A 20,840-nucleotide genomic window follows, 5' to 3' on the forward strand; every position below is an offset into this window, starting at 1 on the left:
ATGAATTGGTTGAAGAATGTTTGGTACGTGGCGGGTTTTACGCACGAGCTCGATCAGGCGCCTTTTGTTGCCCGTACCTTTCTGGGTCAGCCGGTGGTGATGTTTCGTACGTCAGATGGGCAGGTCAGCGCGTTGCGGGATCTTTGCCCGCACCGGCTGATGCCCCTGTCCAAAGGGCGCCGAGTGGGAGACGAGCTGCAGTGTGGCTATCATGGCATGCGGTTTAATGCTCAGGGGGCGTGCACCGATATTCCCGGGCAGACACAAATTCCGGCCAAGGCGTGCGCGCAAACACATCCGCTGCGAGTCAGGCACGGTTTGTTATGGATCTGGATGGGTGATGCCGCGTTGGCCAGCGACGACCTGATCCCCGATGTGCACTGGAATGATGACCCCATGTGGACTCCTTCGATCGGCTATCACCGTCTTGCTTGTGACTTCAGGTTGGTAAACGACAACTTACTTGATTTAAGCCATGAAAGTTATGTGCACTTGCGTACGATAGGCAACGACGAAGAGGAGTCAATTGCCAATTACCCGCTAAAAGTCACCATCGAGGGGGAGCGATTGGTGCGCGCGCATCGCGACATGCCAAATATTGATCCACCACCATTCTTTGCCATGGTGCTTAAACACAATGGGCCTATTCATCGTTGGCAAACCGCCATCAATATGCTGCCGGGCATCAATATGACCGATGTGGGTGTCTACCCGGTTGAAAAGACCAAAGACGAGGCCCATATGATGCACGTCATGCATTTGCTGACACCAGAAACAGAAACCAGCACGCATTATTTCTGGACGGTGGCGCGTAATTTCGATCTGGACGATGAGGTATTGACTGGCAAGATTCAGGCGGCGATTTCGGCAACGTTTGACGAAGACCAGGTCGTGCTCGAGATACAGCAAAAGCAGCTTGAAACGTATGGCAGCGCAGTACCCAATGTGGCGATTCGACTGGACGAAGCTGCTGTCCGGGCAAGGCGCTTGCTTGAGCAGCACGTGCAACGCGAGCAGCAGGTGCCGCAAACGGTACTGGCACCATTGCCTTTGTTATAAAAACTATGGGCCCCGAAGGGCCCGTAATTTTTGGCATGCCTTTGACCTGGCGTCAACAAGGTTCAGTCGTTGCGCTCGGTGACTTCGAGCAGGTGGTAGCCAAATTGTGTTTTAACGGGGCCTTGTACAACGCCAACCGGTGCACTGAAGACGACGGCGTCGAATTCGGGGACCATGGCGCCACGGCCAAAGCTGCCCAGCTCGCCGCCTTGAGCCGACGACGGGCACAAAGAGTTTTCTTTGGCGACTTGTGCGAAATCGGCGCCATTTTCGATAGCGGCTTTCAGTTGGTTGGCGGCGTCTTCAGACTGCACCAAAATGTGACGTGCGGATGCGGTTTGCATGAGTAATCCTTAAAGCGATTTAATGGGTTGGCCTGACAGGATAACGCAAAAGTTGGGTGTTACGCCCAAAGCACCGAGGCATCAATTGCGTCGATACGGGGCCGACCGCTCAGCAGCATGGCCATTTCAAGTTCGGTGCGCAGTATGTGTAAAACGTGGGCCACCCCTGCGGCGCCAGCGGCCGCCAGGCCGTATATCTGGGGCCGTCCTATCAGCACGGCACGCGCGCCCAGGGCCAAGGCTTTCAAAATGTCGGTGCCGCGGCGTATGCCACCGTCCATCAGTACGGGTACTTGGGGGCCTACGGCTTGTACAACACCAGGTAGCAGGTCGATGGCGGCGGGCAGGGTGTCGAGCACACGGCCACCATGGTTCGACACAATAATGCCGGCACACCCGGCGTCTATGGCTCGGCGCGCATCTGCGCCATGCGCAATGCCCTTGGCCACTACAGGTAGGCGGGTGTGCGCCACCAGGCGGGCGAGGTCGTCAAAAGTAGACGTTGGGGAGCATAGCGGCCCCGCCAAGGCCTGACCAGCAACCGCCTGTGCGGTACCCGCCCGCGCGGTCGGTGGTAGATTAACGGCCGCAATATGGGGCGGCAATACAAAGGCTGCCCTTTGCTCTTCGTTACGCAGCCCGCTAATGGGTGCGTCGACGGTGACCACAATTGCGCGATAGCCCGCCGATTCGGCCCGGCGCACTAGCGTCAGCGTGTCTTCGAATACGGGTTGCATGTATAGCTGAAACCACAAGGGGGTTTGGGCACGTGCAGCAATGTCTTCCAGGCTGACATTGGCCTGGGTGCTGACCACCATGCCGGCCTGCACGGCTGAGGCGCCCAGTACTGTAGCCAGCTCGCCGTCGGGGTGGGCCAGCTTTTGGTAGGCGACGGGCGCCAGCAGTATCGGGTAGGGGAAAACGGTGCCGAAAAGCTCGATGGCGGTCGATGCGTTGGCGCTTGACTGCAGGGCGTTGGGCAAGAGCTTGAGTCGTTGCAAGGCATCGATATTGTCTTGTGCCGTTAGGCCGTCGCCGGCGGCGGCTGTCAGGTACGCCCAGGCTGCAGGCATGACCCGTTTGCGTGCGTATTCAATATAGTCGGTAACCGAGGCGATGGTTGGCGGTATTGTGGTTAGCGTTGGCGGCAGGGCAGGTGATGTCATGGCGTCGACCACTCGCGAATGAGGTTGTGATACACCCCTGTCAATCGCGCAATTTCTGCGGGCTTTGCGTTTTGCAGTGTCAGACCCTGAATGGACTGATCCAGGTCCCATAGCAGGCGCCGACGATGGTCTTCGCGCACAAGGCTTTGCACCCAGAAGAAGGCGGCTAGCCGAGCACCTTGCGTGACAGCGTTGACGCGGTGCAGGCTGCTGCTGGGGTACACCACCATGTGTCCTGCGGGCAGTTTCAGGTGCTGCGTGCCAAAGGTGTCCTCAATGACCAGTTCACCGCCTTCGTAGTCGGTTGGGTCGCTGAAGAACAGTGTGGCGGAGATATCGCTGCGCAAGCGTTGGCTGGTACCCGGCACCGCAAAAATGGCGTTGTCGATATGGTTGCCGTAGTTACCGCCACCGGCATAGCGGTTGAATCGCGGGGGCAAAATACGAGCGGGCAACGTGGCCGCAACAAACATGGGGTGAGCAGACAGTGCCTGCAAAATCAGTTCGCCCACTTGTCGCGCAACCGGGTGGTCTAACGGCAACTGCTCGTTGCTTTTTACGGTGGCCGCCAGGTGGCCGGCCGTGGTCAAGCCGCTTTCCCAGGGGGCGGCCGAAAGCGCCTGGCGACAGGCAGCAAGCTGGTCTTGGGTTAGAACGTTGGGGATGGTGATGATCATAATGACAAGCCGGGCCGCCTGTTTAGCAAGCGACCCGGTCCAGGGCGTGTAAGACGGTCAGTTTATGACAAGTCAGTATCGCAAGGCGCTTAGTAACGCATGTTGGCGCTCAAGATGAACTGACGGCCAGGGCCGAAGTCGGCATGATGAACACCGTTGGTGCGCACGTAGTATTCCTTGTCGGCCAGGTTAAGTGCATTCAGCTGCACATTCAGGTGCTTGTTGACCTGGTAAGAGGCCATTGCATCGAATCGCCAGTAGGCGGGCATATAAACTTTGTTGGTGCCGCCACCAGCGCCGTTCTGGTTGCCACCAAAAGTTTTGCCGACGTAATACGCACCGCCGCCCAGGGTAAAGTCGGGTGTGACGGCGTAGGTCGACCACAGGCTCAAGCTGTGTTTGGGCGTATTTGCCAGCGGGTCGCCTTCGTTTACGCTGTTGTAGCTGCCTTTAAGCAATTCGCTGTCCATGTAGGTGTAGCCGCCAAAGACACTCCATTCCCGGGTAATTTGACCCGAGATTCCCAGTTCCAGCCCGCGAACCCGGGTTTTGCCGGCCTGAGCTGTGGTGTTGGCGTCGATACTAATTTGGGCATCTTTACGCTCGTTCTGGAAGATCGCTGCCGTCAGGCTCAGTTTGTTGTCGAGTACGTCCCACTTTGTACCCAGCTCGATGGTGTTGCTACGTTCAGGTTTCAGGCTCGATGTGTCTGCTCCAAGGCTTTCCTGGTCGCCGCCAGAAATGGTGGGCGGCGTTGATGCTGTGGCATACGAAACATAAACACTGCCGTTTGATGCCGGCTTGTAAACCAGGCCGACCTGGTAGTTGAACATAGTCCACTCACCGTCTGCGGAGCCCGTCACGGCGGGGCGGCCCGCCGTGTAATCGCCCGAGATACGATAGTTATCTACGCGTACACCTGTATTTAACTGAAAGCGCTCGCTTAAGTCGATGGTGTCGAGCAGATAGGCCGAGCGTGTGGTGGATGTCAGGTCTTGGCTTAGCGGATTGCGGGTGATGGTGCCGGTCCATGGGTCGTTGGGGTTAGGGGACAACAACGGCGTGCAATCTCGGTCGCCAACGCCGAACCCTGCAGTCACCGGGCATGTGGTGCCCGATAGTGTGGCGACGTTATAGGTGGCGTTTTCATTGGTTTCTCGGGTGAGTTCAACGCCGGCATTAAAGCGGTGCTTCAGGCTGCCGGTTTCAAATTCGCCGTACAGTTCGCTGATGTTTGTCAGCATGGTGGATTCTTGCCAACGCGATTTTGTGCCGCGTTTCATCCAGTAGGTATTGGTGGTTGGGTCAAGCTTTACTGTGCCGTCGCCGGGGTTGGTTACCACGTAGTCATTCAGGGTTTTGCCGTAGCGCGTTGCGTTGCGAAAGGTGAGTTTGTCTGAAAGGTCGTGTTCGATTTCCACCGTACCGATGTCGGCTTTGGTTTTTTGATAGTCACGCGCATACAGGCCATAGAAAGCGTCTCGGCTTACGTCCAGAATGCCACTGCCGTTGTCCAGGGCAGGTGCTTTGCTGGCCAGTGGTACCCCGTAGTCGGGCATGCCGTTGGTTTCCAGGTGGTAATAACTTAGGGTAACGCGGGTTGGCGTACCCAGCCCGAACGACAGTGATGGCGCGATGCCTTTCTTTTTGTAGTCAACGGCTTCGCGCCCGGCAACGTCGCCTTTAGCACCCAGTACGCTCAGGCGAAATGCCGAGGTTTCATTGAACTGCCAGTTGCCGTCGGCGGTGCCGCGCAGGTAGTGGTCGGTACCAAAGCCCAAAGACCCTTCTGCAAAATTACCCAGGCGAGCGCGTTTGCTGGCCAGATTGATACTGCCGCCACCTGAGCCACGTCCGCCATACGCCGAATCTGCGCCTTTAATGACTTCGACCGATTCCAGATTGAAAATTTCGCGGGTTTGGCCGCCCGGGTCGCGGATGCCATCAACATAGACGTTGTTACCCGAAGACATGCCGCGAATAAAAGGGCGGTCTGCCAGGGGTTGACCGCCTTCGCCGGCGCCGAAGGTGATGCCAGGGACGTTGCGCAATACATCTTCCAGCGATGAGGCGGCGCTGTCCTGAATGACCGCCTGGGGAATGACTTGCACGGTTTTGGGCGTGTCGAGCAGCGGCGCGGTGAACTTGGGCTGCGACGCCACGGGGGTTTGGTAGCTGCTTTGTTCGCGTTCGCCCGTCACTTTAACGGGGGCCAGTACCGGGGTGTTGTCGGCGGCTTGGCCGAACACATGTGTCGGAACGAACACGGCGGACGACGCGAGCGCCAGCGCTAGCGATGGCACCGCGCGTAAAGACGTTTTGGATGGTTTCGCAACGGATGACTGCATTGATTTTCCCTACCCTTATTAATTGATAATGCGAATGATTCTCAGGCGCAGGAATTCTAAACCAAAACCATCATTTTTCATGAGACTTTTACAATATTGAAATCTGACTGAATAAAACTTGAAATACAGCTTAAATATTGTTTAAAAACAGCTGAATGGTGGTCGGGTAGAACGCGGATATTCAGGGTGCGACAACTGAAATCTGATACGCTTTGATCGACTGCAAAGCACAGTCGTGTGTCGTGCGTATCTTTCGTTTCATATCAACTGGGGGGTGCTTATGGCTGGGAATTTTGAAATCTACAAAGACAAGGCCGGCGAGTTTCGCTTTCGTCTTAAAGCCGGTAATGGCCAGATTATCTTGGTCAGCGAAGGCTATAAGACAATGGCTTCGTGCAAGAACGGGGTGGATTCTGTAAAAAGCAATGCCTCTGTCGACGCGCGTTACGAGCGCAAGGCAGGGAACACCGGCAAATTCAGTTTCAACCTTAAGGCGACCAATGGGCAGGTTATTGCAACCAGCGAAAGCTACGCTTCCGAGGCCGCACGCGACAGTGGTGTTGACTCAGTCAAGGCAACCGCGCCCGATGCTTCCGTGTCCGATCTGACAGCCTGATTTTTACGCCATTCGGTTTAATTTCAATTTCACGTTATTCAAGACAGGCCTCATGGTGTTTCGTTGGTTGGGTGGCCGCGGGGCCCGTCAAAAAGAAATTGATTTTCAAATGGCACGGCTCACGCCGGCGTGCTGGCAAGGTGCGCTGGCGGCGCATTCTTTTTTGCGTGGCTTATCGGCTCAAGAAGAGGCAGCGCTTAAGCAAAGAACCGCGTGGGTGCTGGCCAGCAAGTCGTTCAGCGGCGCGCACGGGTTAGCGCTTTCGTTCGAGATGCAGCTATCAATTGCATTGCAGGCGGCTTTGCCAGTCATGCAGCTTGATCCTCGCCTGTACGAGGGCTGGACAGAAATCATTGTGTATCCGGCCGGCTTTCTGGTGCCTCGCACCGAGGTCGATGATGCCGGTGTCGTACATGAATACATTGAAGAGGCCTCTGGCGAGGCGTGGGAGGGCGGCCCCCTGGTGCTGTCTTGGCACGATGCTCAGCCGGGTCGCAGCGACGACGTCAATGTTGTTATTCATGAGTTCGTGCACAAGCTTGACCTGCAGTGCGGCGACGCCGACGGCGTGCCCAGCCTTGCTTCGCATAGCGAAATTTCGCCGGCCCGTTGGGCCGATGTGCTGCACGATACCTGGGCGCATTTCGAGCTGGCCTTGACGGAAGCCGAAGACAGTATCCCGCATGACGTTGACCCCGAGTCGGAAGCGGCCATGATTTATTTCAGCCATTTGCCGCTTGACCCTTACGCGGCTACTGACCCGGCCGAGTTCTTTGCGGTAAGCGCCGAAGCGTTTTTTCTGGGCCCGCACGGTTTGGTGCAATGGTACCCAGACTGGTATGCATTACTGTCGACGTACTTTCGGCAAGACCCGTTGCAGCGGTTAGGCTGAACTTGGGTAAAGTACAGGGTGTGATTCACACTCTCTGTAGCGGTGTCCGGCAGGCCGGAATACAATCACTTTTGGCCGCCAACGGGTTTTCTGGAGCGTCGTCGTGCTTGCGTCTTTAATGCCTTATTTTCCCGCCTGGAGCCACGAGTGGCTGGGCTCGTTGTTTTTGACCTTTCAGGTGCTGGTGATTTTGCTGGGCGCCTGGTTTTTGCAACGCGGCCTGAGACGGATTTTGCTGCGCGCCAGCGAACGCTACGATTTACCCATGCACCTGATCCAACCCACTGCAACTATTGTGCGTTGGGTCATCATGATTGCGGCGGGTTTGTTGGTGCTGGGCCGTCTGGGCGTTTCGGGTACGGTGCTCTGGACAGCGTTTACAGGCTTTGCGGCAGTTGCCGCCGTGGCGTTTTTCGCGGCCTGGAGCGTGCTGTCCAACATTTTCTGCGCCATTCTTATTTTTACTGCGCGTCCATTTCGCCTGGGTGATTATGTCGAAATTCTTGATACTGCCGAGAAGCCCGGCGCCAAGGGCGAGGTCGTTGACATCAGCCTGCTTTACGTGACTTTGCGCGACAGCACCGAAGAAAACGCCGGGGCCTTGTTGCAGATTCCTAATGCGCTGGTGTTTCAGCGAGTGGTTCGCCGCTGGAAGGGCGGGCCGCCGGTAGTGTCAAGTGATAATGCCCGGCTGCCTTAAGCCGGGGCATGACATGCCGCGTCCAGTTGCCGCAACATGTCATGCCCCTTAATTAGCGCTTGCTGCTGGCTGTCCGAGCCTTGTTTTTTGTTCTGTTCGGGGCGGCGGGCTCGAAGCGCTCCGCCGGTGTCTGGGCCAAAAACTTTGCAAAATCGCGGCCGCCGCCGTCGATATGGTTGCGCATTTCTTGTGCCGCGGTCTCGGCGTCGCCGGCTTCAATGGCCGCCACGACGCGCTCGTGCTCTTCATGTTAGCCTCTGATACGGCAACGGGAGCTCGACAATGCTCAATGAAGGCGTTCTGGCACGAGGCAAGCCGGCAAGTATCTCCGGGTTTTGCGCACCGGGGTTCAGGCATGTGTTGTCGCACCAGTGCGGGATGTGTTTTAACGATAGCGCCCAGACCGACGATGTGTTCGATTTCGAGGCCATGCGCAACGCCCTGACCGAACAAAAGCTGCCTTGGCCTCCCGGTACACAGCCCGCCTATAACACCACCAATATCGGCTATTTGCTGGCAACCATCATTCTTAACGTCACCGGGCAGTCGGTGGTCGAGTTTTTAAAAGCCGAGGTTTGCGGGCCTTTGGATGTCGCGTTTTATCTGGGTGTGCCCCCCAAGCTGCTGGATAAGGTGGCCACGCTGTATCCGGCCGATACGGTCAACGAGCAATACCAACGCGGTCAGACGCCGGGGTCTAATATTTACAGGGCCTGGAACGCAATGCCCAAGCCTTGGGACGTCGACGTGATTAACTCTGCAAAAGTGCGCACTGCATTTTTGCCCTCGTTTGGCGGCCATGGCACAGCGCGCGGGCAAGCCACGGTGTATGCCTTGTTGGCCAATCATGGCGAGCTCAATGGTGTGCGGCTGCTGTCCAGTGCTGCAGTGACCCAGGCCCAGACGCTTCAATGGGAAGCCGAAGACGCCATCCTCAATCGCCCATTGCGTATGGCTTTGGGCTTTTTCAAAAACAAGCCGGGTTGGGTTCCGATGGGCCCCAACCCCGATGCCTTCGGCCATTTCGGCTCGGGCGGCACCCTTGCATTTGCCGACCCGGATGCTTGCTTGTCGTTTGCCTGTCAGTCCAACTTTCAGTGTGGTGGCCAAAGTGTGGGCGATCGTACCGAGGCGCTGGTAGAGGCCGTCTACAAAAGCCCACCGGCAATGGGTTGACCCGGTAGCCTTTAACCCGTATGGCCCGGGTGGGTTGTGGGGCCAGCGTCAGGTAACATGCCCAAAAGATCAAGTATTTGTCATGGCGCGAATTGCTTCCGCACGCCCCGGTAGTGAGGCCGGTAATTGAGCTTCAAGGCGGGGTTGCACCGTTTTTTTTAAGTGCGGCCGTTAATGGTATACCCCGATACCGGCACTTTCGGGAATACTTAAAAATGAAAAGCCGTTTAACCCGAGCATTTCTATGTCTGTTGCTATTCGAGCGTTTCAGGGAAAATTTGGGCGGATCGCTCTGCTGGATATGGATCGCCCGCTGGTTACGCACGCCCATTCTCAGTGTCACGTTTTAATTAAGGCCGGTGGCGAGGACACTTTCTTCTCCGTTCAGGACAAAACGGTCCCGTTAACTGACGACAACATAGTACTTATCAATTCTTGGGAGCCTCACGCATATACGCACCGGCTAAATGCACCGCGCACCATAATTTTGGGCTTATACATCGAGCCAGCATGGTTGATCGACATTGAGAAGGCGTTTATCAGCAGTGGCACCTCTGGTTTCTTTCCCATGCCATATGTCGAAACGTCGCCCAACGTGCGTCGCTTGGCGGGCGAGTTGGCATTTGAAATGTTTTACGGCGCCGAGTTGGCGGGACCAGAATTAGAGGAGCGGCTCTTCAATTTAATGATATCGGTCATCGAGTCTTTCACTCGTTGGCGCGCCTTGAACGTTCTTGGGCAGGCCAAGTTGCCTGCCGTGCCCGATCATCGCATACGGCGCGCGATTGCCTATATGAAGGCAAATATCGGTGCAGAATTGGATATTAGTACTTTGGCTGAGCAAGCCTGCCTCTCCAGGGCTCACTTCTTTAAGCTGTTTCAACAGTCGACCAACGTAACGCCGATTGTTTATGCCAACGTACTGCGTATGGAGGCGGCGATCCAGAGAGTGGCGCAAATGGAAGACTCTCTCGCGCATGTTTCTGAAACTCTGGGGTTTAGCGCTCCCAGTCACTTCACCCGTTTCTTTCATCAGCATCTTGGCGCAACGCCTAGTCAATACCGTAAAGTAGTCGATGTGCTTGCGCAATCGCACAATAAGTAAAAAATCAGACTCATCGGTAAATAGCCAGACTCCTTGATAACGTGTTTTTGGCCACCCAAACTTAAACTTTTTCCAACGATTACCCCATTAGGGGGAACAGATTGGAAGGAGCAAGACAAGTGGCTGAAGCTGCAAACAAGGCTGAGATGCCAACTGCTGCGCATGCGCATATTGGGCGTTCAGTGCTGCGAGTGGAAGACGAGGCGTTGCTCACTGGTCGTGGCGCTTTTGTCGATGATATTGGCGTCAAACCGGGGACCTTGCACGCGGCCATTGTCAGGTCTCCGCTAGCTCACGCTGATATTCTGTCCATTGATGTATCAGCTGCATTGAAATCCCCTGGAGTGCGTGCGGTCCTGGTTGGTAGCGATGTAAAGGCTTGGGCGACGCCCTTTGCTGTGGGTGTTCGACAACCAATGGAACATTGGTGCATGGCGATTGACCGGGTCAGGTACGTAGGAGAACCTGTCGCAGTTGTTATCGCCGAATCCCGCTATCTCGCAGAGGATGCATTGGATCTGGTGCAGGTTGAGTACCGTCGGCACGACGCTGTAGTGGATCCGGAACAAGCGTTGTCGGATCGCGCGCCGGTGCTCCACGAGGCGGTAGGTTCTAACTTGGTCAATGATCGTCACTTTTCCTATGGCGAGCCAGATACGGCGTTCGCTGCGGCGGAGCGGGTGATCAGCGTCAAAATTCGGTATCCCCGCAACTCATGCACACCCATCGAATGCTTCGCCGTTGTCGCTGAGTTTTTGTCGACTGACGGTGGGTATGACGTCTTGTCAAATTTTCAAGGGCCTTTCGCTCTACACCCTGTAATGGCAAGGGCACTAAAAGTACCGGGTACTCGACTGCGTATGCGCTCTCCACGTGATTCCGGAGGGAGTTTCGGTACAAAGCAGGCCGTGTCGACTTATGTCGTTTTGTTATGTCTAGCTGCACGTAAGGCAGGCGCGCCAGTAAAGTGGATCGAAGATCGTCTTGAACACCTGCAGGCGTCTGTGTCAGCAACAAACAGGGTGACTACGTTGGAAGCCGCCGTGCGCAATGACGGCGAAATTGTTGCCCTTCGATACGATCAGATCGACGACTGTGGCGCTTACTTGCGTGCGCCAGAGCCCGCGACTTTCTATCGCATGCATGGAATGCTGACGGGTGCATACAAAGTCAAGCACGTTGCAGCGCGTAACAGAGTGGTGTTGACGAATAAAACACCATCGGGGTTGGTGCGGGGTTTCGGCGGCCCGCAAATGTACTTTGCGCTCGAGCGCCTGGTGCAGCGCATTGCTGTCGAACTTGATTTGGATCCGCTTGAAGTAATACGACGTAATTTGATTGATGCCGATGCCTTTCCTTATCGGACGCCAGCTGGGGCTCTATACGACTCTGGGAACTATCAAGGCGCCTTGCGGCAGGCCGAACTGGAAGGTGGGGTGAGTGAGCTCTATACGCGCCGTGACCAGGCGCGTCGTGAGGGACGTTTGTATGGTATTGGCTATGCGGCGATTGTGGAGCCTTCGATTTCAAATATGGGCTATATCACCACTGCAATGACGCCCGAGGAACGGGCGAAAGCGGGCCCCAAGAATGGTGCAACAACCAGTGCGACGATCAATATCGATGGGCTGGGAAGCGTGAGTGTCATGATTGATTCGGTGCCACAGGGTCAAGGGCATCGTACGGTGGTGTCCCAAGTAGTAGCCGACGTACTGGGGCTGGAGCCTGAGGACATCACCGTTAATGTTGAGCATGACACCCAAAAAGATAGTTGGTCTATAGCAGCAGGAAATTACTCCAGTCGCTTTGCCGGTGCTGTTGCTGGGACAGTCCATCTCGCTGCTAGGCAGATTAGAGAGAAGTTGGCGAAAATTGCGGCCGGTATGTTGGGCGTTGATGCGGATGACGTGGTGTTTTCCGGTCGGAAAATCTACGCTCATTCCCGTCCGGAAGATAAGTTAGCCTTTCATCGTGTCGCCGGTGCGCCGCATTGGGCCCCAGGTACTTTGCCACAAGGTGTGTCGCCAGGCTTACGCGAAACCGTATTCTGGACACCTCCGCAGTTAACGGCGCCGGATGAGCGTGATGTAGTGAATAGCTCGGCCGTATACGGTTTTGTGTTTGATGTTTGCGGCTTGGAAGTAGACCCCGTGACGGGCAAAATCCATATTGATCGTTACGTTAGCTTGCATGATGCGGGTACGATTTTGAATCCCGCTTTGGCCGATGGCCAGTCGCGCGGAGGATTCGCACAGGGGGTGGGGGCCGCCCTACTCGAAGAGTTTAGTTATGGCGAAGACGGTAGTTTTTTGGCGGGAACGTTCGCCGATTATCTCGTGCCTACCTGCTGTGAAGTGCCCGATCTGCGTATATTGCACATGCAGACGCCCTCACCGTTTACGCCGTTAGGCAGTAAGGGAATTGGCGAAGGCAACAATATGAGCACGCCAGTCTGCATCGCAAACGCCGTTGCTGATGCCTTGGGTGTTGCCGATGTCACCTTGCCGTTGACGCCTTCACGGGTTCATGCGCTATTGGGTACGAGCGATCCCCCGCCTCAAGCGCACATTAATGTTGCCAATGATCAGCCTGTCGCTAACGCAAAGCGTGGTGGCTTGGCCCTGAACATGTCTGGTTCAGTTGATCTGCTAGCCAAACCCCAGCAGGTATATGACGTTCTTCTTGACCCGAAAGCCCTGGCTAGTGTTGTGCCGGGATGCCATAGCTTAGTTCAAGTTGCCGAGAATCATTATCGTGCGGAAGTCACTATGGGAGTGGGGCTTGTCCGTGCACGATATGTTGCGGAAATACGTTTAAGTGACTTGACTCCTCCCAACGCTTTGACGCTCGACGGTAGTGGTCTGAGTGCCCTCGGTTCCGTGGAGGGTAAGGGCCGCGTGCGGCTTGAGCCCTTCGAGGCGGGGACCCGGCTGCATTACGACTACGGCGTTTCGATCAACGGAAAGGTTGCAGCAGTAGGGTCGCGCATGCTCGAAGGGGCAGCGCGCATAGTTCTGCGTCAATTTTTTGAACATCTGGGGCGCAAGGCAATTGGCGAGGATGTGTCCCTATCGTGCCGGCCGTCTTTATGGCGGCGACTGATGGACTGGTTAGGAGGAAGAAAATGAAGCCAGCCGGTTTTGATTATCTTTGTGTTGAAACACTAGATGAGGCGCTCGAAAGTCTCCAGTTATATGGTGAGCGCGCCCGTATCTTGGCTGGTGGGCAGTCATTAATGCCAATGCTCAATATTCGCTTGGCTCAACCCAGTTTTTTAATCGATATCTCACGGTGCTCTGAGTTGGACTATATCCGTGTCGAGGGAGATCAACTGGTTGTTGGTGCAGCGGTAACGCAAGCCAAGCTCCAGCATTGGCCTAACCTGGCGCAAAAAGTGCCGTTACTGCACCAAGCATTTCCATTTATATCTCATTTCCAAATTCGTAATCACGGCACTGTCTGTGGCTCTATTGCGCATGCCGATCCAAGTGCCGAGCTGCCTTTATGCCTTACTGCTTTGAATGGGTCAGTGGTGGTCCGTTCTGCAACCAATCGGCGCGTTGTCGCGGCCGAAACATTTTTTCAGGGCATGTTGACGACTACATTGGCGCCGGACGAGCTCATTCAAGAAGTGAGGTTCCCAATGGCTTTGCCAGGCGCTCGTTACTACTTCGATGAAGTCTCGATGCGGCATGGTGACTTTGCTTTGGTGGCCGTGGCTGCGGTGGCTGCAGGGGAGTATGTCGACTTGACCGTTGGTGGAGTCGCTGATCGCCCGCGAACCGCTAAGTTGGGCCGGTTATCTGGTGAACAGCTGGAGTTGGCGATCAACGACTTTGCGTGGAGTTTGGAGGCGCAGTCCGATACGCACGCTACCGCTCACTATCGACGCCATCTTGTACGTCAGTTGGGATTGCGTGTGATTCAAGGAGTAGTTGTATGAAACATTACAAAAAAGATGAGCTTGCTCCCATATCTTTGACGCTGAATGGTGTCGCGCGTAGCGCTTACGCCTCGCCGAGGACGCTATTGTCCGATTTTTTGCGCCATGACCTAGGTGTAACAGGCACCCATGTGGGCTGCGAGCACGGTGTTTGCGGGGCATGTACGGTCCAAGTTAATGGCGTAGCGACTCGATCATGTCTTTTGTTGGCGGTGCAAGCTCAGGGATGTACGGTCAATACAGTGGAAGGTCTTGCTGCGGATTCTGATGGAGGGCTTTCCGACCTTCAAGCAGCATTTCAACGTCATCACGCGTTGCAGTGTGGTTACTGTACAGCCGGAATTCTGATGTCGTGTGATCACTATTTGAGAGAAGTTCCGCAGCCCACCGAACTCGAGGTCAAGGAAATGCTCTCTGGCCATCTCTGTCGTTGCACCGGATATCGCAACATTATTGATGCCGTACTAGAGGTAGCTAACGCCCGTCAAAAATCGAAAGGGATGGTGGAAAAAAATGCTTGATTTGGGTCGTAGTTTCTTGGCTTCAGTGGAGCGTAGTCCAAACGAGACCGCGATTGTCGATGGCGTGGTTCGACTAAGTTACGCGGAATGGTTCGAACGTATTCGCAATGTGACGGGTGCTTTGCATGATATTGGGTTGAGGCGTGGCGATCATTTGGTCACGCTTTTGCAGAATCGTTGGGAGTTGGCCACGTTGCATTGGGCTTGTCAGTTTCTAGGTGTCATTGTGACGCCATTGAATTGGCGTGCCAAGTCCGATGAAATTGACTATTGCCTTCAAGACTCCAAGGCAACCGTGCTGGTATTTCAAGATGTATCGTCGCAGGCTGTGGCTGAGTCTGCAATGGCCAATCGAGTAAAACGTGCATCAGTCGGCATGTCAGCCGCCGGGGCCGTCAGTTTTGACGATTGGCTGGTCGCGGAGCCAGCATCGCGTTTGCTTAATGCTGACGCCGATGATTGGTCCCTTATGTTGTACACGTCCGGGACAACAGGCAAGCCTAAGGGGGTGCCACGACGACACCGGCATGAGCGCGCTGCCGCACTGGCGCACGTGGCGCAGAATCTTTACGGCCGAGGTGAGCGAACACTGGGCGTGATGCCGCTTTACCACACGATGGGCGTAAGGTCGTTGCTGTCTATGTCGCTGATCGACGGGTGCTTTGTGTGTGTTCCGAAATTCGATCCCGCTGCCGTGTTGACTTCGATAGAGGCCGAACGCATTTCCAATTTGTATCTCGTGCCAACGCTATATCACGATATCTTGGCGCACCCTAATTGTTCTAAGACCGATCTGTCGTCAGTACGAAAGCTGGGGTTTGCCGGGGCGCCCATGAATGCCGACCTGGTGCAGCGACTCGTTGCGGTGTTTTTGCCTGAGTTGTTCGTTAACCATTATGGATCTTCTGAGGTTTATACCTTCACCGTTGATCAGAATGCGGCCCGTAAGCCCGGTAGCGCAGGGAAAGGAGGCATCAATCAGCGTATTCGTGTGGTGCGATTGAACTCAAAATGTCCCGATGCTTTGACCGAACCCTATGAGGAGGGGGAAATCATTGCGGATCTAACAGGCGACGAGTCTTTTGAAGGCTATTGGAATAGGCCCGATGCTGACGCGAAGTCACTTGTTGAAGGGTGGTACTTCAGCGGCGATACGGGTTACTTCGACAGCGATGGTGATTTGTTCGTCTCAGGACGTACCGATGACATGATTATCAGCGGCGGTGAGAACATTTCGCCAGTTGAAATCGAAAGTCTACTTTCCTTGCATCCAGCAGTCGATGAGGTGGCTGTGGTGGGTCTGCCAGATCCCCGCTGGGGGCAGCAGGTTACTGCATTTGTCAAACGCGTTGGTGAGGTCACGGAGGCCGCTTTGGACGAGCATTGTCGTGCCTCGGGGCTAGCCAACTTCAAGCGTCCCCGTGCTTACATTTTTGTAAAAGAAGTTCCACGTTCGCCAGTAGGCAAGCTTTTGCGCCGCAAACTTGTCGCTAGTGAGTATGACCCCGAGTAGTAAAGGTCTTAACTAGGCACACATAGGCCGTCAGACCTTCAAGATAATTAAATAATCAGGAGACATCATGCATAAAAATACATTTTCCAGAAGCGCTATAGCCTTCACACTTGTGACAGGCGTTACCGGCTTCAGCCCTGCCATAGCTGCGGACCCGATCAAGATCGGAGTCGTGACCCCATTATCAGGAACTTATGCCAGCCTGGGTCAGCAGGTGCGTTGGGGCATCGAGTTGGCGACTAAAGAAATCAACGCCGCCGGAGGGATCATGGGGCGTCAGGTTGAGTTGTTATTTGAGGATGAAGAGGCCAATCCGGCAGTTGCAACTCCCAAGGCAGAGAAATTATTTCAAGTAGAGAAGGTCGATTTCTTGACTGGGACTGTCAACTCGGCTTCGACACTGGCAGTTGGTCAGGTTGCTGAACGCAATGATCGATTAATAGCCACGACGGTTTCGTTCTCCGATGCTATTACCGGAGAGAGGTGTTCGCCCAATGTTTTTCGTGTCAACGCTAAAGCGGGTCAACAGTCTGTTGCTTTGGCCTCTTGGATGAGTCAGTCGATACCTGATGCTAAGGTCTTTTATTTAGGGCCCGATTATGAAATGGGTCGTAGCACGGTACAGGCATTTAAGACCGCAGCCGAGAATAAAGGTGCCAAGACAGTAGGCGAGGTTTTCGCTCCATTGGGAAACAAAGATTATTCCCCTTTCTTTGGTCAAATTCGTGCGGCGCGTCCTAATGTTATGTACACGTCGGTGGCGGGTAACGATACCGTTCGTTTGTTCAATCAACTGTTTGAATATGGCTTGAATCGCAATCTGACGATAGTTGGAGCGTCAGGAACAGTGACCTCGCAGAATATGGATGCGATGGGGAAAAACTCCGAGGGATTTACGACTGGCGTGGGGTACTCCGTTGATCTAGACATCCCTGCAAATAAGACTTTTGTTAAATCATTTCAGGAGGCCTATAAAGCCTTGCCTGACTTGTATGGGGCTGACTCTTACGGCGTGATGTATTTTTATAAGGCTGCAGTAGAAAAGGCTCAAAGTACCGAGACCGCAAAGGTGCGCACGGCAATGGAAGGTCTTGAGTGGGAAACGCCACAGGGGACGAAGACAATGCGTGCGGGCGATCATCAGGCTATGCAGGACATGTATGTAACGCGTGTTCAAGACGGTAAGTTCAATGTGCTGAGCAAAGTAGACGCTAAAGACGCACTTGGTCCGGATACCTGCACTCGTTTCTGAATAGCCTTTTCTCTAAGACCAGGCCCGGGCCATGAGTATCCGGGCCTCGGTCCCTACAAGGAATAATGTGTATGGGTAGCGTGATCGATGCCTTTCAGTTTGTGTATGCGCCTCAAATTATCAATGGTTTGTCTATTGGCGTAGCGGTTGTGCTAATGGCGCTGGGGCTAACAATTATCTTCGGTTTGCTTGACGTAATTAACATGGCTCACGGCGAGTTCTATGCGCTTGGGGCATATGTGGGTATTACCTTGTTGGCTTTGGGTGTAGGGTTCTGGGTCGCCTTGGTTTTGGTGCCGCTTATTATGGCGCCGCTCGGATACATGACTGAGCGCTTGTTTATTCAGCGTGTTTTCCATCAACGTGACCGACATATGTTGACCCTGCTTTTGACGTTCGGTCTGGCAATCGTTTTGGAAGACGTCTACAAACTGATTTTTGGGCCCCAGCCCTATTCTGTCGATATGCCGATTGGCGGCGGCAGTGAAATTATGGGGGTGTTTTTTCCAAATTATCGTCTTTTCATGATGGCTATCGGTGTACTGATCATCGCGTTAGTCTGGTTGGTGGTTTACAAAACCCGGCTTGGAGCTATGGTGCGTGCGGCCGCTTTTGACAAAAACATGGCGTCTTCGCTAGGCGTCCCGGTGTCTGTGGTGTATGCGGGAACTTTTGCGTTTGGAGTGGCTTTGGCTGGGCTGGCAGGAATAATGCTTGCGCCAATATATTCCGTTTTCCCCACTATGGGAAAAGACTTTATCCTGATGGCATTCAGTGTGGTCATCGTGGGCGGCCTGGGTAGCATAAAAGGGGCCCTGATTGCTGGGTTGTTTCTGACCCAAATTCAGGCGCTTTCAAGTTTATATATTTCGCCATCTTGGAGTGACCCACTGGTTTTCGCCATTATGGTGCTTGTGCTAATGGTGAGGCCGCAAGGTTTGTTCGGGAGGTTAGGACATGCTTGAGCACACCACTTCAGCCCCATCGCGGCGTGTCTTGTCTCAACAGCCCGAGGACATTGCACGCAATATTCTCAGACGCTTTGCCTATCTTTTTATCGCATTGGCACTACTGTTCACAGTGGTCGCCTATGTAGCTAATGACGTTTTTTTCTTCCGGCTGGCTACTGAAGCTTTGCTTTATGGCGGTTTGGCTATGGGCGTGGACTTGCTCCTAGGCTATGCCGGTCTTTTGTCGCTGGGACACGCATTATTTTTTGGCTTGGGCGCGTATGTCTCAGCGCTGGTTCTTAAGAGTATGGCACCGTCTTTTTGGCTCGCGATGGTCATCACTATTTTGATTACCACTGCGGTTGGCCTAGTTGCTGGTCTTATAGCGATAAGGGCTAGGGGCGTTTACTTCGCCTTGATTACCTTTGGATTAGCTGAGGTTGTTGCGAAGGCCGTATACAACACGTACGAATTGGGCGGTTCAGACGGCATTATGGGCGTTCCGATTATTGAAATAAGTTTTGGATTTTTCGCAATTAACAGCAATGATCCCGGCGCGTTCTTTTTGTTTGTTCTCGCGTTCATTATGGGGCTTTACTTTATTCTGGAGGCGTTATCGCGAAGCCCTTTTGGTCGTGTCGTGGTTGCCATTAAAGCCAACGAAGATCGCGTGCCATTTCTGGGCTTCAGCGCTCAAACTTACAAGCTTCTTATTTTTGTCATCGCCGCTAATGTGGCCGCGCTTTCGGGGGCTTTGTATCCCGTCTTGCGGGGTTTTGTTTCTCCGGAGCTATTGTTCTTCCACACGTCAGGGAACGCCGTCATTACAGTTGTTTTGGGGGGGATAGGCACACTTATCGGGCCACTGTACGGCAGTGTCATTCTGACTGCGCTTAAGTCAATTGTGGGCTCGTACACAGAGCATCACTTAATTGTCATCGGAGTGCTGTTCATGATTTCGGTCATTTTCTTTCCCACCGGGTTAATTGGGTATCTGAAGACACGTATTCAGCTTCGCATTGAACGTCCAGGGAGGGCTGTATGAGTGCACGTTTTAACTCTTCCACCTCTGATGGGGATGCCATCCTGGATGTGCAAGGCTTGTCTGTATCGTTTGGTGCACTTAAAGCCGTAGATCAGGTGAGTTTTCGCGCGCCACGCGGAAAAATCGTTTCTTTGATCGGGCCTAATGGCGCTGGAAAAAGTACGTTGTTTAATCTTGTCAGCGGTGCGATCCGTCCCACCCAAGGCGAGGTACTTCTTAATGGCGAGCGTGTTACAGCCTTGACGCCTAATCAGTTACTGCACAAGGGCTTGTCACGTTCTTTTCAGATCACCAAGCTGTTTTTCGATTTATCTGTCATTGAAAACTTGCGCCTGGCGGCTCAGGCGCTCGAGTCGGGGGGGCGGGCCTTTCAGCCTTTGTCTCGAAGTGTCCATGCCAGGCAACGAGTTGATGAGCTAATTATCCAGTTTGGCCTTGAGGAAAAGGTTTACGAGCTCGCAGGTTATTTGTCGCACGGCGAACAGCGACGTCTCGAGATTGCGTTGGCTATGGCCTCGAGGCCTAAATTGTTATTGCTTGATGAACCAACTCAAGGTATGTCGCATGCCGACACGCTCGAAACGGCCGGGCTTATTAAGTCATTGGCTGGGGATGTAACTGTATTGTTGGTTGAACATGATGTTGGATTGGTTATGACGCTTTCTGATCATGTGGTCGTGATGACACAAGGCAAAAAACTAACAGAAGGTTCCCCGCAAGATGTAAGGGCAAATCCGGCCGTTCAGTCAGCCTATTTTGGGGAGCGGCAAGATGCTTGAGTTGCGCGATGTAAATACTCACTATGGTTTGAGCCATGTATTGCAGGGGGTGTCTTTGTCGGTTGAGCCCGGCGAGGTTGTTTTGCTATGTGGCCGTAATGGTGTGGGCAAGACAACGACAATCAAAACAATTGCAGGGTGGGTTAAACCGTCAGCCGGGGTAGTGCAGTTTAACGGGGCATCTCTAAATGAAATGGAGTCCGATCGAATATGCAGGCTAGGTATAGGTCTGGTACCCGAAGACCGGAGGGTGTTCCCCGGTCTGACCGTTGAAGAAAATTTGCAGCTTGGCGTTTTGCAATGTCCTCGCAGATCAAGAGCTGAAAGTCGTCAGATTCTAAGTCAGGTGTATGACCAATTCCCCCGGCTACGTGAGCGTCGCTTGCAGATGGGAACTTCTTTATCGGGTGGTGAACAGCAGATGTTAGCAATTGCTCGGGTCTTGGTCGGTGCGCCTAAGTTGTTGCTTATTGACGAGCCTACCGAGGGGTTGGCCCCAATCATTGTCGAAGAGATCTTTGCCATCATTGAGCGATTGAAGTCTGAGGGCATGCCCATTTTGCTGGTCGAACAGAACGTTCACCGTGCTCTTACGGTTGCAACCCGTTTTTATGCACTGGAGCGGGGTCAGGTCGTCTTGCAGGGTAATGCTAAATCGACAGACGACCGAGAGGCATTGAATAAAGTGATTGCTGTTTGATTTTGATTTATATGCTGCTGCGTACGTTTGATTTTTGTAACGCAACCCCAGATT

The 20,840-nt window shown here is 54.0% G+C and carries 19 protein-coding genes and 1 pseudogene; 15 read left to right on the plus strand and 5 right to left on the minus strand.

Annotated features, from left to right (window positions below; all coding sequences use genetic code 11):
* The gene (locus GTU67_RS09530; protein WP_185779844.1) at positions 1–1,059 is read left to right on the plus strand and encodes an aromatic ring-hydroxylating dioxygenase subunit alpha; all 1,059 of its coding nucleotides are present in this window, start codon (positions 1–3) and stop codon (positions 1,057–1,059) included.
* Between the two features lie 62 nt (positions 1,060–1,121).
* On the opposite strand, the gene GTU67_RS09535 is transcribed toward GTU67_RS09530, so the two are convergent.
* From GTU67_RS09535 to GTU67_RS09550, 4 genes are all read right to left on the minus strand, one after another.
* Positions 1,122–1,403 (minus strand): peptidylprolyl isomerase, encoded by a 282-nt coding sequence (locus GTU67_RS09535; RefSeq protein ID WP_185779845.1) that lies wholly within the window; start codon positions 1,401–1,403, stop codon positions 1,122–1,124.
* A gap of 59 nt (positions 1,404–1,462) precedes the next feature.
* On the minus strand, positions 1,463–2,569 hold the full coding sequence (locus tag GTU67_RS09540) for an alpha-hydroxy acid oxidase (protein ID WP_185779846.1): 1,107 nt from the start codon (positions 2,567–2,569) through the stop codon (positions 1,463–1,465).
* Complete coding sequence (locus tag GTU67_RS09545; protein ID WP_185779847.1) at positions 2,566–3,246, minus strand: Fe2+-dependent dioxygenase; 681 nt, start codon at positions 3,244–3,246, stop codon at positions 2,566–2,568. The genes GTU67_RS09540 and GTU67_RS09545 overlap by 4 nt, the downstream gene beginning before the upstream one ends.
* Positions 3,247–3,335: 89 nt before the next feature.
* The gene (locus tag GTU67_RS09550) at positions 3,336–5,594 is read right to left on the minus strand and encodes a TonB-dependent receptor (protein WP_185779848.1); all 2,259 of its coding nucleotides are present in this window, start codon (positions 5,592–5,594) and stop codon (positions 3,336–3,338) included.
* A 280-nt stretch (positions 5,595–5,874) separates the two neighbouring features.
* Between GTU67_RS09550 and GTU67_RS09555 the strand changes: the two genes are divergently transcribed.
* The 3 genes from GTU67_RS09555 (at position 5,875) to GTU67_RS09565 (ending at position 7,802) form a co-directional block, all read left to right on the plus strand.
* A complete protein-coding gene (locus GTU67_RS09555; protein ID WP_185779849.1) occupies positions 5,875–6,210 on the plus strand; it encodes a YegP family protein in 336 nt (111 codons plus the stop codon).
* Positions 6,211–6,265: 55 nt separating this feature from the next.
* Positions 6,266–7,102, plus strand: coding sequence for a zinc-dependent peptidase (locus GTU67_RS09560; RefSeq protein WP_185779885.1), 837 nt, complete (start codon positions 6,266–6,268; stop codon positions 7,100–7,102).
* Between the two features lie 103 nt (positions 7,103–7,205).
* The gene (locus tag GTU67_RS09565; protein ID WP_430459008.1) at positions 7,206–7,802 is read left to right on the plus strand and encodes a mechanosensitive ion channel family protein; all 597 of its coding nucleotides are present in this window, start codon (positions 7,206–7,208) and stop codon (positions 7,800–7,802) included.
* Positions 7,803–7,854: 52 nt separating this feature from the next.
* On the opposite strand, the pseudogene GTU67_RS09570 reads toward GTU67_RS09565, so the two are convergent.
* Positions 7,855–8,040: pseudogene (locus GTU67_RS09570) on the minus strand (GntR family transcriptional regulator); the annotation flags it as partial.
* 44 nt (positions 8,041–8,084) lie between these two features.
* Here GTU67_RS09570 and GTU67_RS09575 point away from each other — a divergent pair.
* From GTU67_RS09575 to GTU67_RS09625, 11 genes are all read left to right on the plus strand, one after another.
* Positions 8,085–8,978, plus strand: a complete 894-nt coding sequence (locus GTU67_RS09575; RefSeq protein ID WP_185779851.1) for a serine hydrolase domain-containing protein — start codon at positions 8,085–8,087, stop codon at positions 8,976–8,978.
* Between the two features lie 244 nt (positions 8,979–9,222).
* On the plus strand, positions 9,223–10,083 hold the full coding sequence (locus GTU67_RS09580) for an AraC family transcriptional regulator (protein WP_185779852.1): 861 nt from the start codon (positions 9,223–9,225) through the stop codon (positions 10,081–10,083).
* 146 nt (positions 10,084–10,229) lie between these two features.
* On the plus strand, positions 10,230–13,211 hold the full coding sequence (locus GTU67_RS09585; RefSeq protein WP_185779887.1) for a xanthine dehydrogenase family protein molybdopterin-binding subunit: 2,982 nt from the start codon (positions 10,230–10,232) through the stop codon (positions 13,209–13,211).
* Positions 13,208–14,026, plus strand: a complete 819-nt coding sequence (locus tag GTU67_RS09590) for an FAD binding domain-containing protein (RefSeq protein ID WP_185779853.1) — start codon at positions 13,208–13,210, stop codon at positions 14,024–14,026. The genes GTU67_RS09585 and GTU67_RS09590 overlap by 4 nt, the downstream gene beginning before the upstream one ends.
* Positions 14,023–14,547 (plus strand): (2Fe-2S)-binding protein, encoded by a 525-nt coding sequence (locus tag GTU67_RS09595; protein ID WP_185779854.1) that lies wholly within the window; start codon positions 14,023–14,025, stop codon positions 14,545–14,547. Before GTU67_RS09590 ends, GTU67_RS09595 begins: the two co-directional genes overlap by 4 nt.
* Positions 14,540–16,060: an AMP-binding protein gene (locus GTU67_RS09600; protein ID WP_185779855.1), complete on the plus strand. Its 1,521-nt coding sequence runs from the start codon at positions 14,540–14,542 to the stop codon at positions 16,058–16,060. The genes GTU67_RS09595 and GTU67_RS09600 overlap by 8 nt, the downstream gene beginning before the upstream one ends.
* Before the next feature lie 67 nt (positions 16,061–16,127).
* Positions 16,128–17,312, plus strand: coding sequence for an ABC transporter substrate-binding protein (locus tag GTU67_RS09605; RefSeq protein WP_185779856.1), 1,185 nt, complete (start codon positions 16,128–16,130; stop codon positions 17,310–17,312).
* Positions 17,313–17,383: 71 nt separating this feature from the next.
* Positions 17,384–18,277 (plus strand): branched-chain amino acid ABC transporter permease, encoded by an 894-nt coding sequence (locus tag GTU67_RS09610; protein ID WP_185779857.1) that lies wholly within the window; start codon positions 17,384–17,386, stop codon positions 18,275–18,277.
* The gene (locus GTU67_RS09615) at positions 18,270–19,307 is read left to right on the plus strand and encodes a branched-chain amino acid ABC transporter permease (RefSeq protein ID WP_185779858.1); all 1,038 of its coding nucleotides are present in this window, start codon (positions 18,270–18,272) and stop codon (positions 19,305–19,307) included. Before GTU67_RS09610 ends, GTU67_RS09615 begins: the two co-directional genes overlap by 8 nt.
* A complete protein-coding gene (locus tag GTU67_RS09620; protein ID WP_185779859.1) occupies positions 19,304–20,086 on the plus strand; it encodes an ABC transporter ATP-binding protein in 783 nt (260 codons plus the stop codon). The genes GTU67_RS09615 and GTU67_RS09620 overlap by 4 nt, the downstream gene beginning before the upstream one ends.
* Positions 20,079–20,786, plus strand: a complete 708-nt coding sequence (locus tag GTU67_RS09625) for an ABC transporter ATP-binding protein (protein WP_185779860.1) — start codon at positions 20,079–20,081, stop codon at positions 20,784–20,786. Before GTU67_RS09620 ends, GTU67_RS09625 begins: the two co-directional genes overlap by 8 nt.
* Positions 20,787–20,840 lie beyond the last annotated feature (54 nt).

The sequence above is a fragment of the Pusillimonas minor genome (genome assembly GCF_014237865.1).
GTDB lineage: Bacteria > Pseudomonadota > Gammaproteobacteria > Burkholderiales > Burkholderiaceae_B > Neopusillimonas > Neopusillimonas minor.